Origin of the sequence: Anaeromicropila populeti (assembly GCF_900112775.1) — a bacterium.
Classification (GTDB): Bacteria; Bacillota; Clostridia; order Lachnospirales; family Lachnospiraceae; genus Anaeromicropila_A; species Anaeromicropila_A populeti.
Genome location: NZ_FOYZ01000012.1, coordinates 39,236 through 63,755 on the forward strand (window position 1 = coordinate 39,236; position 24,520 = coordinate 63,755).

General features: G+C 33.1%; 24 protein-coding genes. 18 read left to right on the forward strand and 6 right to left on the reverse strand.

Going from position 1 to position 24,520, the window contains the following annotated elements; all coding sequences use genetic code 11:
* Positions 1-4: 4 nt before the first annotated feature.
* From BM305_RS14645 to BM305_RS14685, 9 genes are all read left to right on the forward strand, one after another.
* Positions 5-1,372 carry a M20/M25/M40 family metallo-hydrolase gene (locus tag BM305_RS14645; RefSeq protein ID WP_092562331.1) on the forward strand — a complete coding sequence of 456 codons (1,368 nt, stop codon included), beginning with the start codon at positions 5-7 and terminating at the stop codon, positions 1,370-1,372.
* 4 nt (positions 1,373-1,376) lie between these two features.
* A complete protein-coding gene (locus tag BM305_RS14650; protein WP_092562334.1) occupies positions 1,377-1,979 on the forward strand; it encodes a class I SAM-dependent methyltransferase in 603 nt (200 codons plus the stop codon).
* 21 nt (positions 1,980-2,000) lie between these two features.
* Entirely contained in the window at positions 2,001-2,747 is a 747-nt protein-coding gene (locus tag BM305_RS14655; RefSeq protein ID WP_092562337.1) for a hypothetical protein, read from the forward strand.
* Between the two features lie 37 nt (positions 2,748-2,784).
* Complete coding sequence (locus BM305_RS14660; protein ID WP_092562340.1) at positions 2,785-4,509, forward strand: B12-binding domain-containing radical SAM protein; 1,725 nt, start codon at positions 2,785-2,787, stop codon at positions 4,507-4,509.
* An 8-nt stretch (positions 4,510-4,517) separates the two neighbouring features.
* Positions 4,518-5,465 (forward strand): hypothetical protein, encoded by a 948-nt coding sequence (locus tag BM305_RS14665; protein ID WP_143099189.1) that lies wholly within the window; start codon positions 4,518-4,520, stop codon positions 5,463-5,465.
* A 29-nt stretch (positions 5,466-5,494) separates the two neighbouring features.
* On the forward strand, positions 5,495-7,282 hold the full coding sequence (locus BM305_RS14670; protein WP_092562346.1) for a B12-binding domain-containing radical SAM protein: 1,788 nt from the start codon (positions 5,495-5,497) through the stop codon (positions 7,280-7,282).
* Complete coding sequence (locus BM305_RS14675; RefSeq protein WP_092562349.1) at positions 7,269-8,492, forward strand: ATP-grasp domain-containing protein; 1,224 nt, start codon at positions 7,269-7,271, stop codon at positions 8,490-8,492. The genes BM305_RS14670 and BM305_RS14675 overlap by 14 nt, the downstream gene beginning before the upstream one ends.
* Positions 8,489-9,349 carry an ATP-grasp domain-containing protein gene (locus BM305_RS14680; RefSeq protein ID WP_092562352.1) on the forward strand — a complete coding sequence of 287 codons (861 nt, stop codon included), beginning with the start codon at positions 8,489-8,491 and terminating at the stop codon, positions 9,347-9,349. Before BM305_RS14675 ends, BM305_RS14680 begins: the two co-directional genes overlap by 4 nt.
* A gap of 168 nt (positions 9,350-9,517) precedes the next feature.
* Entirely contained in the window at positions 9,518-9,769 is a 252-nt protein-coding gene (locus tag BM305_RS14685) for a hypothetical protein (protein ID WP_092562354.1), read from the forward strand.
* A gap of 29 nt (positions 9,770-9,798) precedes the next feature.
* Here the strand turns inward: BM305_RS14685 and BM305_RS14690 are convergent, their stop codons facing one another.
* Positions 9,799-9,981, reverse strand: a complete 183-nt coding sequence (locus BM305_RS14690) for a hypothetical protein (protein ID WP_092562357.1) — start codon at positions 9,979-9,981, stop codon at positions 9,799-9,801.
* Between the two features lie 328 nt (positions 9,982-10,309).
* Between BM305_RS14690 and BM305_RS14695 the strand changes: the two genes are divergently transcribed.
* The 9 genes from BM305_RS14695 to BM305_RS14725 all read left to right on the forward strand — a co-directional run bounded on the left by BM305_RS14695 (position 10,310) and on the right by BM305_RS14725 (position 16,533).
* Positions 10,310-10,669 carry a hypothetical protein gene (locus BM305_RS14695; RefSeq protein ID WP_092562360.1) on the forward strand — a complete coding sequence of 120 codons (360 nt, stop codon included), beginning with the start codon at positions 10,310-10,312 and terminating at the stop codon, positions 10,667-10,669.
* A 79-nt stretch (positions 10,670-10,748) separates the two neighbouring features.
* Positions 10,749-10,997 (forward strand): hypothetical protein, encoded by a 249-nt coding sequence (locus tag BM305_RS14700; protein WP_092562363.1) that lies wholly within the window; start codon positions 10,749-10,751, stop codon positions 10,995-10,997.
* 333 nt (positions 10,998-11,330) lie between these two features.
* Complete coding sequence (locus BM305_RS19210) at positions 11,331-11,522, forward strand: hypothetical protein (RefSeq protein ID WP_207649497.1); 192 nt, start codon at positions 11,331-11,333, stop codon at positions 11,520-11,522.
* Between the two features lie 141 nt (positions 11,523-11,663).
* On the forward strand, positions 11,664-12,869 hold the full coding sequence (locus tag BM305_RS14705; RefSeq protein ID WP_143099190.1) for a hypothetical protein: 1,206 nt from the start codon (positions 11,664-11,666) through the stop codon (positions 12,867-12,869).
* A gap of 373 nt (positions 12,870-13,242) precedes the next feature.
* Entirely contained in the window at positions 13,243-13,392 is a 150-nt protein-coding gene (locus BM305_RS19215) for a hypothetical protein (RefSeq protein ID WP_177214749.1), read from the forward strand.
* Positions 13,389-14,093: a zonular occludens toxin domain-containing protein gene (locus tag BM305_RS14710; protein ID WP_092562369.1), complete on the forward strand. Its 705-nt coding sequence runs from the start codon at positions 13,389-13,391 to the stop codon at positions 14,091-14,093. The genes BM305_RS19215 and BM305_RS14710 overlap by 4 nt, the downstream gene beginning before the upstream one ends.
* 80 nt (positions 14,094-14,173) lie before the next feature.
* Positions 14,174-14,977 (forward strand): rolling circle replication-associated protein, encoded by an 804-nt coding sequence (locus BM305_RS14715; RefSeq protein ID WP_092562372.1) that lies wholly within the window; start codon positions 14,174-14,176, stop codon positions 14,975-14,977.
* A 6-nt stretch (positions 14,978-14,983) separates the two neighbouring features.
* On the forward strand, positions 14,984-15,271 hold the full coding sequence (locus tag BM305_RS14720) for a hypothetical protein (RefSeq protein ID WP_092562375.1): 288 nt from the start codon (positions 14,984-14,986) through the stop codon (positions 15,269-15,271).
* A gap of 206 nt (positions 15,272-15,477) precedes the next feature.
* On the forward strand, positions 15,478-16,533 hold the full coding sequence (locus BM305_RS14725) for a tyrosine-type recombinase/integrase (protein WP_092562378.1): 1,056 nt from the start codon (positions 15,478-15,480) through the stop codon (positions 16,531-16,533).
* A 100-nt stretch (positions 16,534-16,633) separates the two neighbouring features.
* Here BM305_RS14725 and BM305_RS14730 read toward each other — a convergent pair whose 3' ends face one another.
* The 5 genes from BM305_RS14730 to BM305_RS14750 are packed head-to-tail and all read right to left on the reverse strand — an operon-like array spanning position 16,634 to position 24,423.
* Positions 16,634-17,974 carry an MATE family efflux transporter gene (locus BM305_RS14730; RefSeq protein WP_092562381.1) on the reverse strand — a complete coding sequence of 447 codons (1,341 nt, stop codon included), beginning with the start codon at positions 17,972-17,974 and terminating at the stop codon, positions 16,634-16,636.
* A gap of 27 nt (positions 17,975-18,001) precedes the next feature.
* On the reverse strand, positions 18,002-19,714 hold the full coding sequence (locus tag BM305_RS14735; protein ID WP_242940555.1) for a B12-binding domain-containing radical SAM protein: 1,713 nt from the start codon (positions 19,712-19,714) through the stop codon (positions 18,002-18,004).
* A 50-nt stretch (positions 19,715-19,764) separates the two neighbouring features.
* Positions 19,765-21,021, reverse strand: a complete 1,257-nt coding sequence (locus tag BM305_RS14740; protein ID WP_242940556.1) for a radical SAM protein — start codon at positions 21,019-21,021, stop codon at positions 19,765-19,767.
* A 13-nt stretch (positions 21,022-21,034) separates the two neighbouring features.
* Positions 21,035-22,006, reverse strand: a complete 972-nt coding sequence (locus tag BM305_RS14745) for a radical SAM/SPASM domain-containing protein (RefSeq protein ID WP_092562384.1) — start codon at positions 22,004-22,006, stop codon at positions 21,035-21,037.
* Positions 22,007-22,035: 29 nt separating this feature from the next.
* Positions 22,036-24,423, reverse strand: a complete 2,388-nt coding sequence (locus tag BM305_RS14750) for a glycoside hydrolase family 94 protein (protein WP_092562387.1) — start codon at positions 24,421-24,423, stop codon at positions 22,036-22,038.
* Between the last annotated feature and the right edge of the window lie 97 nt (positions 24,424-24,520).

The window sequence follows — 24,520 nt, forward strand, 5'->3', positions numbered from 1 at the left end:
CAATATGAAAATAAAAGAAAAGATTCTACAAGATAAGAAAAAATATTTGGATGAATTGTATGAAATTCTTCAAATTCCAAGTGTTGCTGTTGAAGGTAACGGAGTATATGAAGTTGTAGAAAAAATCAAAGATATGTTTTTAGAAATTGGTGTTGAAACAAATACATTTGAGGTAAATGGTTCTTATCCTTATTTATTTGCTGAATTTGGAGAAGGTAGTTTTACTTTATTAATTTACGATCATTATGATGTACAACCTACTGGAGATTTAAACTTGTGGAAATCCAATCCATTTCAGCCTGAAATTCGCGAAGGAAAAATATATGCAAGAGGTGTGGCAGATAATAAGGGAAACTTGATGCTGCGACTGCAAGCAATCCGCTTGCTAAAAGATAGATATAAAAAAATCCCTATTAAAATCAAATGGATTATAGAAGGTGAAGAGGAACTGGGTAGTCCAAACTTAGAGGCATTCTCACAAAAATATGGACATCTATGGAATGATTCAGACCTTTGTCTTTGGGAATCTGGTGGTGTAGACGAAAGTGGAAGACCAGTCATTCTATTTGGATATAAGGGAATTAGTTATATGGAACTATCTTGTAAATTAGGTGAAAAGGATTTACATTCAGGAAATGCTTCTTATTTTGACAGTGCAGTATGGAAATTGGTACAGGCATTGAATACTTTGCGTGACAAAGATGGATATTTAACAATTCCTAAATTGACAGAATGTATTGAAAAGCCCACAGAACAAGAAATGCAGTTGTTGATACAAGAAAAGTTTGATGCGGAAAAGTTTTTAAATGCCAAAGGAAGAACAGATTTCATTGGTAACCACACAGATAAAATAGAAATATTAAAGAGGCATTATTTTTATAATACATGTAATATATCTGGATTATGGGCTGGTTATACAGGTCAGGGAATAAAATCTGTTATGCCATGTGAAGCACATGCAAAACTTGATATTCGTTTGGTCAAAAATCAAAATTCAAAAGAAGTGGCTGGCATAGTGTCAGAACATTTGAAAGAGCATGGCTTTGATGACATCACAGTTCGCGAATTAATCAATGAACCTGTATCAACAACGGATATTGATAATCCAATTATTAATTTTTTAATTCAACAAATAGAAATAAGTTTTGAAAAAGAAGTGAATGTGAAATTAAGTGCTGCGGGAACAGGACCAGCATACTTTTTAAGTACGCAGTACAAGATTCCTATTTTCAGCTTAGGAGCATTATATCCTGGAGTAAATGCTCATGCTCCCAATGAACATGTTCGAGAAGATGATTATTTTACAGCACTATCTGCAACTTATGATATTTTATTAAGTTTATCTGAATACAAAAGTAAAGATAAGAGGTGAGAAAATGAGCTTGCGAACTACATTTTATAATATTATTATGTATCCAGTTTTCCATTCGGCTCGAACACGAATTGATAAGAACATCGATTTATTACATATTCAGACTATACTTGATATATGCTGTGGAACAGGTACCCAGTTAAAACGGCTGAACAAAAAAGGGTACCATGGAATTGGTGTTGACAATTCTGAGCAAATGCTTGAAGATGCAAGAAAAGGTAAGTATGCTCCAGAATGTAGAAAACAAGATGCAACAAATCTAGAATTTAACAATGATTCTTTTGATTTGGTGTTGTTATCGCTTGCATTACATGAAAAAGAACTTACTATGGCACAAAAAATGGTACATGAAGCAGTTAGAGTTACAAAAAAAGGGAACTATATCATGATTGTTGAATTTTGCATTGAAAAGGATATTTCTATAATACACAAGATGCTTATTTATTTCATAGAAAAAATTTCAGGAAAAGAACACTATTCTAATTTCTTGAATTTTAAAAATAACTTGTTGTTAGATAATATGATTGATAAAGATACTATGAGATTAGTAAAACAAGATATTATGAAACAAAATGGCATACAAATTAATATTTATAAAAAAATTTAAAGATGAGAAGGAGAATGACACATGTACTGGACACGGGAAGAAGTAACCAATAAATATATATTTAAATATTCAGATGGAAAAGATCCAATTAGTGAAGCAGACAGAAATAAGATTATTTCTGATTTGGCAGAAGGCATGCCTGGAATGAAGGTTAAAGACTATTTTGAAAATCAATTGGAAATATTTAATAAATACGAAATTGTATTGTGCGCAATTGATAAAGAAACAAATAAATATGTAGGAATATTTGGTTCAAAATGGTATGAAAATTATGATACGCCATTTTTATATTTATGGACAGCTTTTGTTGCAGCTCAATATCAAGGCAGCATTTTGTTTCTGGAAATGGCAATGAGACATATAAAGGATTCTATGGCTGAAAGCAAAGATTTGAAATTAATTGTTACAAAAACATATCACCCAACCGTGTATAGAACTTTAGAAATGTTTTCTAAAAATGCAAAGCTGAATCTATATCCTTCTATTGATATTGATAATCATGAGCATCTTTTGGCAGAAGACGCAAGAAAGATTGCAAATATTGTTGCACCAGTGGCAAAGCTGGACGAGAAAACAGGAGCATTAGTAGATGGTATGGCAACAGCTGGTATTGAGTTTTATAGCGAAAGGCCAACTTGTTCTGTTCAGGCAATAAATGAGTATTTTGCGGCAGCATTAAATACTTATGATCAAATGCTTTGTATTATTAAATTTGATCAAGAAGGTTCTCTAAATAAATGTCTTGAATTATTAAATAAAATGAAGTAATAGATTGTATTTTTTGCAGCTAGATAGGAGTTGATTTATGAAATCAGAAGGAGTAACGGAGTTATTATTACTATCATGCCCAAGTAAAGTAATAGATTATCCTGCGTTGGCTTTACCAGCCTTGACAGGCTTTTTAAAAAAAAGAAATGTATCTGTATTACAGAAAGATTTAAATATAGAAGTAAAAATGCTATTCTTGAAAAAGGAAAATTTGGATTATTTGTTCCACATAGGAATACCCTACTTTGTTCGTGTTAATATGACCAACGAAGCGGAACATCAAAAGTTAATGCAGTTTTACAATATTTTGAAAAAAGTTAATACAGAATCTTCTTTTAATGAGTTACAAGAATTGATTGAATTGTGTCAGAGCAGAAAGTATGGATTTCTAAAAGAAAAAAGAAAAGCGAATCTTATGAATACTATATTCGATATTTCCAAATGTTTTGATTTTTTCATATCATATATTTGTTTGTATTACGACGAGATAGAGAAGAATGGGTTGTTTCCGTTTTTTACACAATACATAAGAAATACAACAGAAGAAATTCTAGAAGAAAATCCTAAAATCATAGGTTTTTCAATTATTACGACGCAAAATACGTTTTCGATCTGGTACAGTCAGTTTTTGAAGAAGAATAGTAAATATAAAGGATGGATTCTTTTCGGGGGAGCACATCCGACAAAATATAAAGAACAGTTTTTATATGATAATCCTCATATTGATTTTATTATTACAGGCGAAGGAGAAATGTCACTGTATCAATTAGTGACCATGTTAAGAAAAGGCGAAAAAAATTTTTCTGAAATCCCTCGTTTGATTTATCGAAATGAATTAGAAATAAAGAAAAATACAAATAGTAAATTTTTAACCGATTGTTATAAAACAGATTTTCCATGTTATGACGGTTTGCCACTAGATTTATATTTATCACCAATATTCCCAATTATATCATCTAGTAATTGCCCTTGGAAAAAATGTAAATTCTGTGCTCACAAGACATCCTTTCGAGAAGACTATAACGAACGCGATCCAGAGGATGTTGTTAATGAGATGGAATATATGTATCAGAAATATGGAACGAGACTATTTCATTTTGCAGATGAAACAATTTCTGCCGAGCATGGTGCCAGAATTGGTGAAATGATTTCAGAACGAAAGCTTCCATTTTTTTGGATGTCATTTGGTAGATTAGATGATGAGTTTAATGAGGATAACTTAAAAAAATGGTATCAAGGTGGCGCACGTATTGTCGAATGGGGGCTTGAATCTGGTTCCGAAAAGATTTTAAATGGAATGAATAAGGGGATTCATATTAAAAAGGCTCAAGAAATAATGCATATTGCAGGAACGCTTGGAATAAAAAACAAACTGCTTACATGGCACAACTATCCAAAAGAAGAATTGGATGATTTAATTAAAACCATAAACTTTGTAGAAAAAAACGTAAAGTCTGGTTTTAGTGCCACTATGCTTACTTTAAAACAAAAGCTGGTATTACAGGTTGGCTCGGAACTTTATGAAGAAACCTTTTATAAAAAGGAAAATCGTGATGATTTTTATAAAGTATGGTTACCTGGATCCATTTACAGTATTAATGCTAAGTATTATTGTAAATATTCGGCTGATGAAGAAAAGAAAATGTTAATTGAATTATATTTAAAAGATATGATTAAGTATTGCAATGAAAAGGATATATTTATTGCTTCAAATGAAAATATATCGTTTGATTTAATATTAACACAATTGAAGGAAGGATGAGTGCACAAATGAGTGATACTATAAGATTTACTGAAAATAGTTTCCCAATGACAAATCGTATTTGGGTTGATATGTCTATGAACACAACGAAAGAAAAGGTACTGGAGTTTATTGAAAATCATATTGAAGAAATGCCAGAAGCTATTAATTTGGAAATTCATTTATACGTTAGTGACCCTTCGGAAACTACGGATAGAAATATGGAAGAAATATTGAAAGAAGTATATCAATATAAGACAGGATATGAAAAAAGTTTTCCAATTGTATCTATTTATTATCCAGAAACATCTTTGAAAAATGAAATGATTGATACAATAAATGAACTTGACATATATCGTCCTGGTACAAGACTATACATTATTGTAACAGATGAGGAACTTCCACAGATAAAGACTTTAGCAGATGAAAGGGCAATGGCAGAAAATCTTTTTAAAAAGATTGTGTATTCACAACAACTTGGACTTGATACAACACTACTTTTCAATGTAGAAAAAAATCCAGATACAATTGAAACATGCTTAGATATCAGAAGATATGTATATACATGGGATACCTCGATCGATATAAAAAGACCATTAATTCAAGTAAATCCATGTTTAACTTTAAATAAAAATCATACAAAGCTTCTTTTAAATTATATTGAGCAGGAAAATGGACTGACTGGAATATTTAATGTACTTTGTGGTTATACCACCTTGTTGGCTCGATATATACAAAATCAGAAGGTTCCTGCTACAATCGTACCTTTGTTAAGCTGCGGAACAGGTATTAGTGAAAAAACATTGTGTAAAGATGGAAAAATTGTTGATTGCTTTTATGCTAAAAATACATTAGACAAAAAAGATATTTTGGAAAAGTGTAAAACCTGCGAGCAAGTGGAAGGATGCACTGGATGCATGTGTGTAATAGATATGGGAAAAAATTGTCGTTTGTCTGAATTATTTCAGCAACTATAAGAATATGTCGATTAAGAAGGAGAAAAAATATGATTAAAAATGATTTAGATATTCTTATGTTATCAATGCCAGTTAGAACCATAGATCGTCCATCAATGAGTTTGCCAGTCTTGACATCCCATTTGCTAAAAAAAGGATTTTCTGTACAACAGATGGACAATAATATGTTACTTCAAGATATTCTTCTAGATGGAAAAGAACTAAAAAAAATATATAAAGATATTTTACCCATGTTAATCCGAATGAACCAAAACTGTACAAAAATTTATAGTAAATTAATGGACTTTTACGTATTGTTAAAAAAAATTGATGATAGTTATGGACTAGATAAAATCGGTTCATCAAAAAGAGATATGCAGTCACGTAAGTATGAATTATTAACAGACAGACTGGAGTTACAGGCAGTAACAGATATATTTCAAATTAGCGGAAACTTAGCTTTTTATTTTACAAGTGTGGCATATTATTATAATTTTTATAAAGACAATAATGTGAAAGAGACTGTTACATATGAAATGGATATGCTGATAGAAGAAATTGTACAAGCTAATCCTAAAATTGCTGCATTTTCAGTGATGGAAGTCCAAAGAACATTTAGTATCTGGGCCGCTAAACTTTTAAATATGAAATTTGATGGAGTAATATGTTTTGGGGGTTCTGACTTATCCTTAAATAAGGAAAAGTACTTAGAGGAAAATGATTTTATTGATTTTGTAAGTTGGGCAGATGGTGAAGATACATTAAGCCGACTTATTGAAATGATACATTCGGGAAAAAATGATTACCAAACAATCCCTAATTTGTTATATCGCAACGGTTCTGAGATGATTATGACAGAATATGAAGCGTATCCGCTTGAAAAGTTTGATATACCTGAATATGAAGGTTTTCCTCTAGACCTATATATTTTTCCTGCGCTACAGTTGTTAACATCTAAAGGATGTACTTGGTCAAAATGTAAGTTTTGTATGCATTGGAATTCTTATGGTCAGAATTTTAGACAACGTATGGCAGAAGATGTTGTTGATGAAATAGAATATGACATGAGAAAATATAATACCAGATTGTTTTCTATTGTGGATGAAGCAATCTCAGCTGAATATGGACTGGAATTATCTAAGGAAATCATTAAAAGAAAGTTAGATATCAGATGGATTCAAATGAGTCGTTTGGATACTGATTTTTCAGAAGAGGTCTTTCAGAAAATGCATCAAGCAGGCGCCAGATTTATTGAATGGGGGCTTGAGAGTGGTTCACAAAATGTACTGAATGATATGTGCAAAGGTATTGATGTAAAAGAGGTACAAAGATTAATACACGAATCAGCAAGAGCGGGAATTGTAAATAAAATGCTAATGTTTCATAATTATCCAACAGAAGGTATTGATGATATTATGAAATCTATTAATATTATTAAAAAGAATACTTATATGCATTTAATTAAACCTATGCTTACACTTAGGCATTCATTTGTTTTAAAAATGGGATCTCCTTTATCTATTATAGCTTTTCAAAATAGTGACAGCCAGGAGCGTGCAAAATTATTTAAGAAGGTCTGGAAACCAGAGTCTATATACAATGTGAATGCGAAATACTTACCAGCTAAAGATACTAGTATGATTAAGGAAAAACTGGTTATGGATTATTTAGAGGAAATGAAAGCTTATTTGAAAAAAACAGATGTTTTGATTACAGATAACAATAATATTACAATGGACTTAGTTTTACTTGATTTGCTCGATAAAGGATACCAGCTTCCAGTCGATGCATACATACCAAGAAAACAAGGCGGAGTTGGTGAATATGTTCTATCCTAAAGAAAATGATAATCCAATAAAGCGCTCTAGTTTTCGATATGCTTCAGTTGATTTCTTAATTGAAAAAGATGGTACACCAGTATTCATGGAAGTAAATGACAACACTCTGGCACCATATTATGTAGAACTGAAAAGCAAACTGGCTGGAGCAATAGAAAGAAAAAAACCCAAATTAGAAAATGTAAACAGTGAGCATTTGTTTAAGTTTTTGAATATCTTCAGAAGCGTAAGTCAGGAATTACCCAAAAAAAGTATAGCCATTTTATGCAAAAGAAAGGATCAGCCTCTTGCGATAGAAAAGGAAATACGTTATCTTATTAAGTTATTTCAGAAACAGGGATATTATTCTGAAATGTATATTCCAAGTGATTGTGAGATACGAAACAACCGATTATATATTCCGAAAGAAGCGTATTATCCAGATATAATTTTTCGTCGCAATTTTTCTTTTCCATCTGAGAAAATTGAACAAGTAGTAATAAATGATTTAGATGTTCGGTTAATAACTGGTAATAAATATAATACTCATCGAGTGATTAATAAATATTTAAATATGAGCGGGCAATCTTTTCGACAACCAGAAACATATTTAGCGGCCAATAGTAAAGAATTACTCCATATCATTCAAATGTTTCATTCAAGAGGACAGGATTGTATTACTAAGCCAAATACCTCATATGGTGGAGAGGGTTTTGGGGTGTTTCTTCAAAATAAGGATAACTCTTTTGAATATAAACAGCAGATGCAAATAATAGAAAAACACTTTAAAAACCATGAGGAATACTTAGTACAGGAAAAAGTAGATGCTGCCTTATTTGATTCTAATGATGGAAAGCAATATTGTTTTGATTTACGCATCATGGTTTATAATGGTGTATTTGCGGGTATAGAAGGACGGCGTTCTAGCAATCCGTTATCAAAAGGACGACAGGCAGCAAATAGCCTTGTAACAAACATTAATAGTGGTGGAATGGATTTATTGGTTATGCAGGGTACAGAAGAAATAGTTCCTTATAGTTCTCAAACATTATTGACACAGGATGAAAAAAGCAGTATATCATTTGATATTGATTCAAATATTTTAATTCTGAATACAAAGTTATTTAACAAATTAAAATACTCTGCTGAAGCAATAGTAAAAGCGGTTGATGAAGCCATATATTTTGAAGATTATACTGCTAAAAGCGAAAGGAATGGATGTAAGGTATGAATAATAAAATTGGTATTGTCTCTATGACATTAGACAAATGGGAAATGAAGGAGATATGTAAGTATATAAATCAAAATGGCTTCGAATACGAAATGATAAATAGGGATAATACAATATTAAAGTTTGAGAATAGCGGATTTGAAACGAAAAAATATCATTCTGTCTATGGTCGGGTCGAACGGCCAATATTGCAAGAAGGATTAATGATATTAAAATTCTTGGAAATGACAGGAGAGAAAATTTATAATAATGCACTTGCTATTCAATATGGACAGAATAAAGCCTATACAAGTGTTATGCTTTCAGCAGCAGGTATCCCACATCCCAAAACAATTTTTGCATTCCCTAATACGGATTTGGATAACGAACTAGAAAATTTACAATTTCCAGTTGTAATGAAACCGTGGATAGGGGGAAGGGGCGCAGGCATTGTAAAAGCCCAAAATATTGAGATTGCAAGAAGCTATATCGAGATATTGAAAAATGGAAATCAACCTATTTATATTCAAGAATATGTACGTCAGAAGCAAAATGAAAAATTACGGGATATGCGTGTTTTTGTTGTTGGAGGAAAACCTCTTGGAGTCTTTTATCGAGAAGCTACAGAAAAAGGCTGGAAGACCAATATTTGCAATGGAGGAATTGGGAAAGTATGTGAATTAAATTCCGAAATTGCAACTATTGCCACAAAAGCAATGACTGCCATTCATGCGGATATTGGAGGTGTCGATGTAATCGAAAGTGAAGATGGATATAATGTCTTAGAAGTGAATGTCTGTCCTTTGTTTGGCGGTTTTTATAAAGTTACTGGAATCAATCCTGCTGAGAAGATTGCTGAATTATTGTGTTCTAAATAGCTTTTATTATATTATCGAATTTATGTCTTTTGGACAGGCATAAGTTCGATAATTTTGATAATATTGGAGGACAAAAATTTATCTGATTGAAAGAATTTATTATCTATCTACCTCTCTTCGACAAATCCCAGTTTATCAAAAAGACTTGACTAGAAAAGGAGAATGTCTATGAAATGTGTTTATGGCTTTATTAAGGGTATTGAAATTAATTATTGCTTTATGTGCGATTGCTCTTGTAAGAACCCTTGTGAGGACTGTCAGAGTTTCAAGGAATACAAGAAACCTTATTATATGGTTTCTGTTTCTGATTTGTATTATATTTGTGATACTGAAACAGATACAATAATTAATGTTGTTCGTAAACTTTCTAATGCTAGAATTATTTTCGATGCACTTACAAATGATTCTTTGAAAAAATAAATAAGCTTCACAAAAAAAATAGACTAGGATTATTCTTCCTGGTCTATTTCTATTTTACCATGTTCTTTTTCATACATCTCAATGTAATATCTTATCATTCTTTCATATTGTTTACTTAATGCTCTATCATCTTTATTTGCTATGATTTCAACTTTTTGTCTTAAATCATTATCTAGTCTTAATGGGTATGTTTTATTTTTATAAGTTCCCAAAAGAAATTCCTCCTATTAAAATAATTAGTAGATATCTATTGTATAATGTATTTAGTAGATATCTATTGATTCTCCTTGATGTTTACTTTTGGTCTTTGGTTAGTGGGATATGGTGTCCGTTTAAAATCCCTCGTTGGTGCGTTGGCTTTTCTGCCTTACTTTGAAAAATACGTTTCAAAGTTTGCGACCTTGATAATTGAATACTGGTCTTTTGGATGGCTGTTCAGCTGTTCAATGTATGATATTATTTATTATTAATTTTAACTCACTTGTAACGAATAGTCAACAAGTTGCTAAAAAGTTGCTAACTAAAAGGAGGATTTTATATATGATGAAAGTTGAATTTGAACGAATGACATTAAGAGGAAATGAAGAAATTTCCTCTACACTGTATGATACTATTGAAAGATTTTACATGAGTCAAAATGATTATCATAGAGTGCATGGTGGAATTAATGAAACTAAAGAAGATTTTTGTAAACGAGTGTTTGGCGGTAAAGTGAATACAGCTAAAACAATAGCTGTTAAGATTCTGAAAGAACGAATTAGCGAAAATGAGTTTTGTACTGGAAGAAAAAACTATAGGGAAAATATTCTTTTAGCTGAACAGACAGCTTATGAATTTTGTAATAACTACATTGGCTGTAGGTATGAAGTTATGAAAGATATTTTAAGGAAAGCTGTTTAATTGATGTGAAATTGAGTAGGAGGGGAAACTAAATACTCTCCTCTCCTACTCTTCAAATAAATTTTTAAGGAGGTTTTTTATGAAAGTCGAGGGAAATTTTAAATTTCTCGGTACAGAGGAATTCAAGAACAAAGAGGGAAAAAGTTTCACGTCAGCCGGGTTTTTGCAAGGCTTGGACGTTGAAAAGATTCTTTTGAATGAGGAACATCAGCAGATTATACGTGGATTGAAACCAATGCAAGATGTGAAGTGTGTATTGAAAATATCAATCAATCAAGACCGTACCTATGTCAACCTACTGGAAGTTGTCCCAATTTCCGCTAAGTAATTCGTATTACATTTGTATTACGTTGTAGTGTATTACGTATTTCTGCCTTGTCATAGACTTGGCATATGTCAACCCCTCCCATAGGGACGCTTGCGCTTGGGGGTTTACATATTCAATACACCCCAACGCTGTTAGAAAAAGGTTATGCCGCACTTTGGCTTAACCTTGTAACTACCCCTTGCGAACTGAAACAGCCGACATTTTGAAACTTTGATATTGTTTGTCAGCTTGTATGCTTTTCGCCCCTCGTGTTTGACCGAACGTCTTTTGTGAGGGAGTTGACCTTTCCACCTAAAGAGGAAGCTTGGTGGGTGTGAAAATATAAATTTGAATGTGAAAAATAAAAAGTTGGGAGGTGATTTCATGCCTACAGAATTTCCTAGTTTTGCGACGTATGTCGGAGACATGACAAGTGCTAGTAATTTTCTTACTGGTCAACCAATTATTGCATACGCAATTGGTTTAGTTGTTTTTGTTGCTGTGATTGGTGCCGTTGTCGGTGTTATTCAATCATTTGTAAAATAATTATTTAAAAGGAGTTCGGTTTCCGAACTTCTTTTTCTCTATAAGGGGGAATTAAAATTGAATAAAATATTAAAATATTTTTACTTTTTGTGTTTTTGTTTTTTGTTTTTGCCTGCTATGAAATGTAATGCTGAAACTGTAATGGAGGTTAAAACTTCTGTTGATTATTATAGAAGTTCTATTAATTTGCGTACTCATATTGATACTATCCTTTCCATTCCTAATAATTTGGGTAGACTTGCCTTATATCGACATAGTGATGATCGTGTAACATTGGTTTATTATGATGGTGAATATCGTGATTACGTTGGTGATTTTTATGCTTATCAGACAGATAATGGTTCTGTCAGTACTGATGGCATTATTCATATGACATGGAGTAATTTTGGCTCTAGTGAATATGAAGAATATGTTGGTACTGTTAATGCTCCACTGCCTATTTTTACAGATTTTGACAAGTTAAAATCTTATGTTAATGGTTCTGTCTCTCTTGTTGATTTGGTCGGTGATTTTACCGTTGAGGGAGATTACGAATTTGTCAATGGTGAAATTGTTGGAATGAAAAAGGAATACAATCCCGATTTGGGTTATCCTCGAGATATGGAACTTGTTAGAAACTTGTTGAAAGGTGAGGAAGCTGGTGGTATATTAACATGGCAAGATGATACTTTGGTAACTGAGGAATATGGTATTGAGGTTTATTGTGATTGTGATATACGGTATAGGGACTATATTTGGAAAGATTGGGTTGTTTGGGATAGTACGTATGAGCAGATATATAATGATGTTGGTTATGTTCCTAATGATGGAGTTTTGTTTTCTAGTAGTGATTTTAAAAATTTGTTTGATTATCGAACCGCTAATAGTTTTTTGGGTTTTTCAAAGGGAATACCTACATATATGACTTGGGATTTGCATACAAAAGCTAGGTATTATGTTTATGATATGGTTACTGGTGTCTATGAATATGGTGATTGGATTCATTGTTTGTTAAAGGACGCTGGGGGTGGCAAAACGGAAAGTACTAGTTGGTGTGAAAATGGTACGGTCAGCGTTGATGATGATACGACGGATAAGCAAGTTGCGGACTATGATAAAGATAAAGTACTTGATGAAGATTATGGAATATTTGAGCCTATAGTCAGACCGTTCATTAATTTGTTGGATGGCATTAAGAATGGTCTTAATTCTGTTAGTAGATTCGTTAATGAAAATTTAAATCCTTTGTCTAAAATGTCAAATGTAATTAATCAAAGTTTTGGTTTTATGCCGGAGTGGGTTTTAACCTTTATCGGTTCTGCTGTTGTTATCGCTATTTTTGGTGCTTTGATACGCAAGGGAGGTTGATGTTGATATGGAAGTTTTTGGCAGTATATTTGACTTGTTGATATCTATACAAGTCGATATATTTGGAAATTATTTTAGTCTTTATGATATTTTGATTTTTCTTTGCATTTTTACTCTTGTTTGTATGATTACACTGGGTTTGTTTTTAAAAAGGAGTGATGGTTAATATGGTATATATTTATGAAATTGTCATGATTTTAGGTGGTCTTGTTGCTGTTTTTACTTTATATTCTGAATGGAGGTATAGAAAATGAGCGAATTATTTTGTTTAAAATTTATTTGTTTTTGGTTGATTGGTTTTACAATGTTTTATTTTAAGCAGCGGTGGACTGTTGCTTGGGTCCTAAAGCGAATTAATAAAGGAGGTATGTAAATGCAAGGAATAATGGATTTTATCATGGGTGGCAATGAAATAAATGTACTTGATGTTGGTGTTTTTTTGCGTGCATTTGTAATAATTTGTCTTTTTGACTCCATGTATATGGCTGTAATATCAATTTTAAGGATGGTGATTAAGCCATGATAATGCTTTTATTCACTCTTCTATTCTGCGTTATAGGTAATATTATTCCTATTGTTTTTTATAGCTTTAAAGACGTTGTCAAAGCTATAAAAGAACGTGAATGGAGGAAATTTAAGAAAAAGGGAATTGACGTGGAACTAGGATATTTTGGCAAGGGAAAAACCCTTACGGCTGTTTGGAAAACATATAAAATTTGGAAGAAATACAAGGGGAATGTTGAGATAGTAAGCAACATTCCTTTGAATTTCCCTTATACTCCGTTTTCTGATTGGGGGCAACTGACATCTGCGCATATGAAAGATATGGACGATTATCATGGGACTGTATTTTTGTTGGATGAGGGATCGGAACTATTTGATTCTAGGGATTTTAAGACTTTTCCAAAAGAAATAATTGCTTCTATTACGCAATGCCGCAAGAGTAATATATACTTTTTAATTACATTCCCTGAGTGGAATGACGTGGACGTTAAAATACGTCGTTATGTTCGTAATGCATATTTGTGTCGTAAGTTATGGCGATTTCAATGGGAAGTGTCCTATAATGCTAAGGAACTGGAGCGTAAGCAAGGTGACATAGAAATATGTGAACCTAAAAAGTTTATGACTTCCTGTAGGTTTGTTCTCGATAGAAATAGGAATCTCTATAATACTAGAAATAAGGTGCGAAAAGGGAATATAAAAAGGGAGAAATGCGTATAGCGGTTTACCGCGCGCACTCTCCCTTTTTAGTCCCGCGCCTACTTGACTATACCTACACTTAAGAGTCATTTTGGAATGAGGTGATATTTATTGATTTTTATAACATCAAAATTAAAGATTTTGATAATTCTCATAAACAGATAATTATTTATTCAAAAATGAACAGATATAATTTTTCTAATTTGTCTTGTGAGGATAAAAATGATAATGAATTAAGTCCTCATTTAAGTATTGACGAATTAGTTTATAAAGTAAATAAGAGTGCTAAAAGTTCTAAAAATAGGAGTAAAAATATGATTTATGATTATGCGCGGAGTAATGAGTGGAAATGGTTTGTAACTATGACATTTGACCCTAAAAAAGTAGATAGTTTTGATTATGAAATAGTTACTAAAAAGTTAAGTCAATGGTTAAAAAATATTCATAAAAGAAAATGTCCAAATATGAAATATCTTTTTGTCCCTGAGTTACATCCTACTTCGGGACGATTTCATTTTCATGGCATTATGAATAATATTGATGAATTGGAAATACTTGATAGCGGTCATGTGGATAATGATGGAAATATCATTTATAATATTGGTTCTTATAAGCTTGGTTTTACAACTGCGACTAAAATTAGAGATACTGAAAAGGTCGCAATGTATATAGGCAAATATGTTACAAAAGAGTTATCCGCTGTAGCAAAAAATAAGAAAAAATATTGGGTTTCAAAAAATTTAAATATTCCTTCTGTAACGGTTTATGAGGGTGATATGGAAGAATTGGATTTTGGTGTGCATGGTGCTATTATAAATGATTCTGAATATGATATGGTTAATTTTAAGCAAGTAAAAAAGGGTGACGGTTACATTAGGTATTACGAATTGAAAAAAAAGGAGTGATAGAAAATGACGGTTGATACTGCTATTAAGCAACGTGTTGAATGTTTAGAATTGTTGTATTCTATGCAAGAAAATGATGATTTGAAAAAGGTATATGGAGATTATTTCGACCCGTCTTCTATCCTATCATGTATAGATAAGGTCATAGAGGAAAATGTAGTAGATGTAACAGAAGAAGAACCTAGATGTACATATTTTGTTTCTAAGCAAGTACCTAGTGTTTGTAAGTGCTGTGGCGAATGTTTGAAACCATGTAGCTGTTGTAAACATGATGGAAAATGTTTGTATCAATAGTTTGTAAACGTCATTTCTGTTTCGATAAACTGCTATTTTGCAAAGACAGTACATGCGCTACGGCGCGTGGGGCATGATGCGCACTCCGCGTACTCTCTTCGCAAAATATGTTGAGTTTATCGAAAAGACTTGACTGTTTTACGGTTATTCGTTATAATTATCATAGAACAAAATAATTATGTTAAATTAATGAAAGGTTTTATTATATGGACAATCTTACATATCATCAGCAAAAATATATTGAAAACACAAAAAAATTACGAAGCATCTTAGAAACTTTACCCTCCTTTACAAAGGATTATTTTCGAGCTATCGAACCAACAACCTCAACCAAAACAAGAATTTCATATGCCTATGACTTGCGGGTTTTTTTCTTTTTCCTAAGGGAATCCAATTCCTATTTTAGAAATAAAGAAACTTCTCAAATCAAACTATCTGATTTGGATTTGCTACAGCCAACAGATATTGAAGAATATCTGGAATTTTTAAAGGTTTATGAAGGCTTAGACGGAAAAATTCAAAAGAATGATGAACGAGGAATTCATAGAAAATTTTCATCTTTGCGCAGCTTTTACTTGTATTATTCCAAACGAAGAATGATTCAAAACAACCCAACAGTTGTTTTAGACATGCCCAAGCTTCACCAACGTGAAATTATTAGATTAGACTACGATGAAGTTGCTGAATTATTGGATTTGGTGGAATTTGGAGGAGAAAATCTTACCGGAATGAAAAAGATTTATTTTGAAAAAAACAAGGTACGAAATCTAGCTATCTTTACTCTTCTACTAGGCACTGGAATACGAGTATCAGAATGTGTTGGCCTGGATATAAATGACATTGATTTTAAAAACAATCGAATTAAGGTAATACGCAAAGGTGGTAAGGAGGACTATGTGTATTTTGGAGAAGAAGTAGAAAATGCTCTGCAAAATTATCTTGAAGTTTCAAGAAGCTTAATTCATCCTGTTACAGGTCATGAAAATGCGCTGTTTCTTTCGATACAGAAAAAAAGAATGACTGTAAAGGCAATTGAAAATCTTGTGTCAGAACACGCAAAGCAAATCACTAGTTTTAAACATATTACACCACATAAATTACGCAGTACTTATGGAACTAATTTGTACCGGGAAACGGGAGATATTTACCTGGTAGCTGAGGTACTGGGTCACAATGATGTTAATACCACCAGAAAGCATTATGCTGCTTTGGACGAAGATAGAAAACGACTTGCTGCAAAAGCAGTGAAATTAAGGGAATAAATTACGGAAATATTCTACTGCTATTATTTAGAAAGAATAAAAGAGAAGTAACATGTCTGTAGGATACAAACATATCTTCTCTTTTATAATTCATAGAATTCTATTCTTCTAACGCATCTTGTTTCTTTAATATAGGATTTTTTCGCATATTTATAATCAAAGGGAGAACCATTAGAGCCCAAACAATCGGTTCGGATACAATCACGCCCATATATCCTATTACAGGTGCAAACAAGTAGGCAATGATAACCTTACCAGCTAATTCAATCAAACTAGACACTAATGGTGTCGTTTTATCACCAAACCCTTGCATACTATTGCGAAAGATACATATAATAGCAGGCAAAATATAAAAAATAGAGTTAACTCGCAAATACAGTGATGCTGTCTGGATAATATTAGTTTCCTGACTTGCTGTAATGATTCTAATAATTAAAGGTGAAAATATAAATACAATTGCTATTACAACCATACACCAGCAAACAGCAAGTAAGATTGTGTCATGAATTCCTTTTTTAATACGCCCGTATTTTTTTGCCCCGAGATTTTGCCCACAGTAGGTTGCAAGGGCTGTTCCCATTACAAAAAATGGAGTAAGAAATAATGAAGTAGCCTTTCTTGCCGCAGTATGAGCTACAATAATATTTGTTCCAAATGTATTAATGCTAGTCTGAAGTGCCAGAGAACCTAACGTTACAAATGAGATCATAAATCCCATTGATAACCCTGTTGGCAATAGCTTCAAAGTAACTTCTTTGCTTGGTATCATATCTTCCTTATGTAAAACAATTTGCTTATACTTTAATCTCATATAAAAGAAACAAATTACAGCAGATATTGTTTGAGACAGTACCGTTGCAATTGCAGCCCCAGAAACTCCTTTTTGAAAATACAAAATAAATAAGTAATCTAAACCTATATTAAAGAGATTCGATAGAATTAGAAAAATTAAAGGCGTATAGGAGTCACCTATGGCACGAAGGATAGCCGCACATATATTATAAAAAGTAGTTGCAAGCAATCCCAAAACTATAATTCGAATGTATGAAACTGACTCTGGCATAAGTTCTGAAGATACATTTAATACACCTAGTATCTGTGGCAATAAGACTAGACATAAACTGCTTATTGAAATTGTAACAATTCCACCAAACAGAATGGTACCTCCAATTGCCTTTCGCATCTTATCTTCATCCTCAGAGCCAAAATAGATAGAGATAATGATACCAAACCCACAGATAATTCCATTCAAAAACTCCACCAGCATATCACTTAAGGAGGTTGTTGATCCAACAGCTGCAAGTGATGTTTCACCTAAAATGCGGCCAATAATTCTTGTATCGATTAGGCTATACCCCAGTTGAAATAATTGACCAATGTAAATTGGAATTGCAAATAGCAGAATACTCTTTAATGGACTTCCTTTTGCCAAATTGTTCATTTATTATATCCTCCAAAAATAAAGTAATTAAACTACTTCCTTGCTCTCATCACACCAATTAATTCCTTTTTCTTTCAGTGCATTCATTAATAGCATTCTCCATCTCTGAATTTCTTCTGGTCCAAACGTTTTTGTTTTAATTACATATCCAGCAGACTTTTCTTTTCCAACCTGTATATATTTTGAAAAATCACTTTCAATCCATGTAATTCCATAATATTCTGAGCGATGGAACAAATCAGTTCCTGGATAAGCCAGGCAAGGATATACTGTGGCTTCATCCAAATTAAGACCTTCTAGCTGAATGATTGTTTCTTCTACCGTATAATCTGTTTCTCCAGGAAAACCCACAATAAAAAAGCCTCTTGTCTTGATTCCTGCTTCTCTCGCATGGGTTAATCCAACCTTAATACGTTCAATAGAAGTTGCTTTCCCCATTCGTTCCAACATCTCTGAACTCAATGATTCAATTCCTACACTTATATGTGTGCAACCAGCATCATACAGTTTTTTGCATAGTTCTGAATTCAGTGATTCTGCTCTTGCAAATATGCGCCACTTAATCTGCAACGGTTCCAATAACTCACAGATTTTAGCTGCCCGCTTTGGATCTGCTAAAAAATTATCATCATTAAAGCGAAATGCTCTCCATCCATTGTTATAGTGCCAAGTTACTTCTTCTACTACATTTTCAGCACTTCTTGCCCTCCAATATCCCCTTTTATTAACAGTTGAATTACAGAATCTACAACGGAAATTACATCCACGCGAAGAATCTAAGCACATTACTGGGATGCCATCAATCTGTCTTGTATATTTATTCATGTCACAAAACGATTCATAATCTGGAAATGGAAGTTCATCAAGATGTTCAATTACTGCTGCCCGAATGATTCGATCTGGCCGCTGCCCATTTTCAACTGCTTTTATCACTTCACACCAAGCATTCTCTCCTTCACCACACATTGCACAATCAAAATCCATTGCAACCTGCTCCGGCAATGCACTGGCATGAGGGCCTCCTGCTACAAATAGTGCATTGGGATATTTCTTTTTGAGTTCAGTTAATAAACTGACAGCAAGTGAGTACGTAGCGGAGTATGTTCCAATCCCATAAATATCTGCTTTTTCCACAAGTGGCAATAGGTTATCAGGTGCATTTCCTGAAAGATCACAGATATCTATATCATAGCCTTTGCTTCTGGCGAAAGTTGCAATGGATACTAGACCTCCCGGGGGCTGACGTTCATCATCCTCCACAAATGGAATTGGCAGATTAATCAGTATCGTTTTTATTTTTCTATTCTTAACTTTTTCTGAGCTGATTTGTGTTCGTTTTAAAAAGAAATCTTCTAATATATCGCTTACATTAAACCCAAGTGATAGTTGTTTGATTTCACTCCAGCTAAAATAGTTAAGGTCATCACCCTCCTTTAGTTTCAGTTGATTAACATCCAGGTCAAGTTTAATATAATATATATACTGTAAATGTTCCTCTTCCTCATCAACATAATGATAATTTTGATAAAATTCATAATCCTTAAGAGTAAATTCCAGTTCTTCCATGAGTTCCCTCTGAATTGCTTCTTCAGGACTCTCTTCTGGTTCCTTTCCACCACCAAAGAGTACCCAAGTGTTTGGATATTTGATTTCTGGGTTTTTATCTCTATGTTGCAGTAATATCTTACCCGCTGAATTTTCAATAATAATTGCCGTTCCTATTTTATGTATTTTTGACATTGATTTTCACCCCTTATGTAGATTTTATTCTTTCATTTGATACAATCTGATTATAAGAGATCCACAAAACACAATGGGCTTTCTGCATTTGGGCTTCCACCTTGTGCATAGGAATCCACAATGCAATTACCAAAACATTTTTTTGAATAAAAGGTGCATTCTAAGCATTTTTTACTTTTATTAAATGTAAGATCTCTATATATTTTCCATCGTAATGAATCTAGCCATATATGACTAAAATCCTCAACGGCAAGATTACCAGCAGTAAACAATCTCTTTTCAGCGGTATCTTCTTCGCTATTTGCGGGCGATACTACACAACCATATACCTCTCCAAATGGGTTTATTGCTGCCACCTCAATTCCTGCTGCACAACTTGTATTATTCAAAAGGGAAGACGGAAACGTACCTGTACTGTTATCCTCTTCCAAAATATCGTAATACGTCTGAATCATAACTTTACACTGCTTTCTTAATTCCGTAATTTTTTTTACTACCTCATACATATCACTTTGAGTTAATGGAGTACCATAATTCGTTTCATTTGCGGCTCTTCCAGAACATCTAAGAGGTGCGAAGTTTACACCCTTAACTCCAAGATCATCGGCTAGTTTTACAATAGCTTCAATATAATCCTTATTTTCCTTACATAATACGGTATTAATTTTTAATGCAAATTTATTAATACGCTGTAATTCCCGGATTGTATTAGTAACTACAGAAAATGTTCCTTTACCACGCATGCTGTCATGATATGCTTCTGGTCCATCCAAGCTTACAATAATGATCTTGATATCTGTCTCACTAATCTTACGAATCAGATTTTCATTCCAGACTCCGTTGGTTGCGAGTGAAACAAAAAAATCCTTTTTCTTAAGATATGCTAATAATTCAAATAAGTCTGGATGGAGTGTTGGCTCTCCGCCTGTCAGCCTGATTTCAAACGTTCCAGTATCATAAAAATGATCTATCAGTTCAAAAATTCTTTCCTTATCCAACTCCACTTTAAAATCATTTCTGCTGTTATTGTAGCAATACACACATTTCAAATTACACCGCCTAGTTATTTCAAAATACACTTTTGATGGGGCGGAGAGACAGTCTGAGGGCAGAGAATTTCTATCCATCCTGGCACGAAAGATGGTAAACAAAGGACTTCCTTCATTATCATAAAGATATTCAAAACCTTCCTTGTTATGATGTAGAAGATTTTGATATTGTTCTTCTGTCAGAACCATACTTTTTCCTGTCTGATTATCAAATAGCATAGCTCCTATCTTTTCTTCTCGAATCTTATATGTTTTCATAATTTATTAACCTCTACTTGTTTACTAATTGTGATATCTGATTTTCACTCTTTACGGTATCTGAAAATAATGGCTGGCAGTAGGTACAATTGTTGCAAGGTAAATTGTCAGTAAAATCTACTAAATCTGGTTTATTTTCCAGCTGTGATCTGCGAATTTTATTCAATTTATCCCCGTGCCATATTTCTTCAATTGTTTGTGTTTTTGTATCTCCAATTATTAAGTTCCGATCCACATTAGGTCCTTTAAATAATTCATTAAAACAAACAACTACCTCTCCATTAGTATCAATATTAAATCTTCCCCAATGGACATGGCATGCAACAGTCTTCTCTCTTTTAATTCTATCCTCAATCAAACTATTATAGGAATGATAGGATCTCACAAATGTATCGGTTACTAAATTTGTTTTTTCCCAATAAGAAATGAAATTCTGATCATACTCCTTATCATCACTTTCAACACGGCTAACTAATAATCTTGTATGTAAATTCTTCTCTCTAATCACCTTGGACATATATTCCACATTTTCAGCAACAAGGCAGTAAGCATCTACTCCCTTTGTTTCTTGATAATCACCCTCTTCATAACTATTAATGGATACTTCAACAATATCGCATGTTTCAACAATCATACGAAGCAAGTCCTTCTGGTGAGTAATAGCACTTGTAAAAATCCATGTTCTTACACCCTTTGATTTTGCATATGTAAGTGCATTGGTTAAATCTTCCCATAGCAAAGGCTCTCCAACACTATGAATACGCAGCGTTGATTGAGGATAGCCAGATATCTCATCTACTATCTTCTTAAATACCTCCATCTTCATAGCTTCTGAGCCAAATGCATCCTTTCGTTTACTTTGTTCTGTTTTTCCAACTGGACAATGAACACAATTGGCTGGACATGCCCCTTTAAAAATGCATACATTTAAAATGCTTGGAAATTGATATTGTTCTTCTGTTGTAAATCCTTCTGGTAATTTCATACTATACCTCCTATATATTATTTTTTTAATTATCCCATAATTATTTCTACTTCATTAAGTTCTTTCATTTTACAAAGTGGAATAAAGCAGCTATTGATGAATTCTTCACCGTTGAGTACAATTTTTGTTACCCCCTTTTCTACATGATCGGGATTGCACACATGAATGTGAAGTGTTTTATTTCGAAAATGCCGGACTATTGAAAATTCTTCCCACTTGGAAGGGATACAAGGCTGAACAATCAGCCCATCATAATCAGCACGTACACCCAAAATGCCTTCTACTACAGAGAGCATAATAGAAGAGGCAGAGCCTGTTAACCAATGACCATGAGCTCTTCCATAGTATGGACTCTCTATTCCTTCAACAAATTGACTATACACATAAGGTTCAGTTTGGTGCAGCTCACACTTATCATTATAGGATGCTGGATTGGTACTATTAAAATAGTCCCAAGCTTGATTGCCATGTCCCAGCATTGTTTCAGCTTTTATAATCCAAGCCTCTGCCATCAAAAAAATACTTCCGTTTTCTTTTACTCCAGGCAAATAAACAGCCATATTTATCTCTGGCAATTTAAATGATGTATAAGAGGGATAAAATAATAATGCCCCATATTCAGTTTTTAAAATTTTATCTACTTTATCAAGGACTTCTTCTGCCTGTTTGGGACTAGCAACTCCACTAATGACAGACCATGTTTGAGGGTTAAGCCACAAGGATGCCTCTTCATTAGTACTAGCACCAATGACATGATGATCTTTTGTGATTGCCCGGATAAATTGACCATCCTGAAAACAATGGGTCTGTAAGCTGCTATATAATTCTTTTGCATGAGATTCTGCCCATATTAAATCTTTATCTTTATGTATTAGATGAGCCAATTCTTGAAAAATTTTCAAACCAAGATATAACTGAAAGGAGGCAAATACAGATTCTCCCTGACTGCCCAGCTTCAAACAGTCATTCCAATCATTATCAATCGCTATAAGTAAATGATGTTCGCCAAGTCTTGCTAATAAAAATTCCAATGCCTTCTTTAAATGCTCATATACAGTAGCTTTTCCCGTATCTGAATAAGGTATGATTGTATCCAAAAATTCCACTTTTCCACTTTCCTTTATATATTGCAGAACTGCTTCAAATAACCATAATCCATCATCACATCTATAATTATCATATCCTGTTTTTTGTTGGTATTCTGGTGAATCCGGTAAAAACTCAGTTCCAGGAATGTGATCGAATCTAACCAACGGAAGTGCACCGCCATTTGATACCTGCCCCGAAAGTAACGTAACTAACCGTTCTCCTGCCAGCTTGTGATCAAGATGCATAATACTCTGAAGGTCTGCTACAGTATCTCGATATCCTAGTCCATTCCTTCCACTGGAGTAAATAAGAGATGCCGTTCTTGACCAATATGTATTAACAAAACATTCATAACTATGCCACACGTTGATCATACTGTTAAACTTAGAATCTGGTGTTTGTACTTGAAAGGCTTCTAACTTGGAATGCCAATATTGTTTTAGCTGAAACAGCTCTTCTTGAACTACTCTGGCATTCTTATAATGGTTTAGTAGCTGACTGGCCATTTCATCCGTTCCTTCCCCAAGTATAAATACCATTTCATTTTCTTCTTGGGGTTCTAAATTTACATTTACTTGGAGCGAACCACACGAATTTCCAGTATAATTTAGTGTTTGATTGCATGCTCCATTAATCACAGCACTTGGGGTGCTATAAGATCCATATGTTCCTAAAAATCCTTCTCTGGAACCATCCCATCCTACAGCACTGGCTTTACTAACACCGAAGAACCGCCAACAACCATCGTCAGATAATCCATTTGTATATTGCATAAGATGATTATCTTTATAATAAGTACGGCTGATATACTGGCTATATTGTAGATTATTCATATCCATAGCTTCTAATTTATGATTTGTTAATTCTGAGTAAGCAAAAATTGATAAATTTCTAGTTACAGTATCCATGTTTTTTACTTTAAAATGCCATATTTCATACTGCTGATGCAACGGCACATAATAGAGTGTCGAAGTCTCAATGTTTTGATATTGTGAAGTAATCTCTGTATACGCTGTCCCATGTCTGCAAATAGTCTGATAGTTTTCCAGACTTTTTCCGACGGGCTGCCATGAGGCTGACCAATAATCCTTTGATTCTTGATCACTAATATATATGTACCTTCCAGGTAAATTGGAGTAACATGCATTAAATCGAAATCTTAATAGTTTTCCATTTGCACCAGAACCAATAAAACTATAACCAGCAGCATTATTTGTAATAATAGCTCCATATTCTGTTGAGCCAAGATAATTTGTCCATGGAGTAGGTGTATCTGGTCTAGTGATTACATATTCTTTGTTGGCATCATCAAAATAACCATAATTCATTTACCGATCTCCCTTCGTAAAATATTTGATTTATTATACAATATATTTATATACAGTATAACTCAATATGTTATAAAATTCCATCATTTTTGATTTA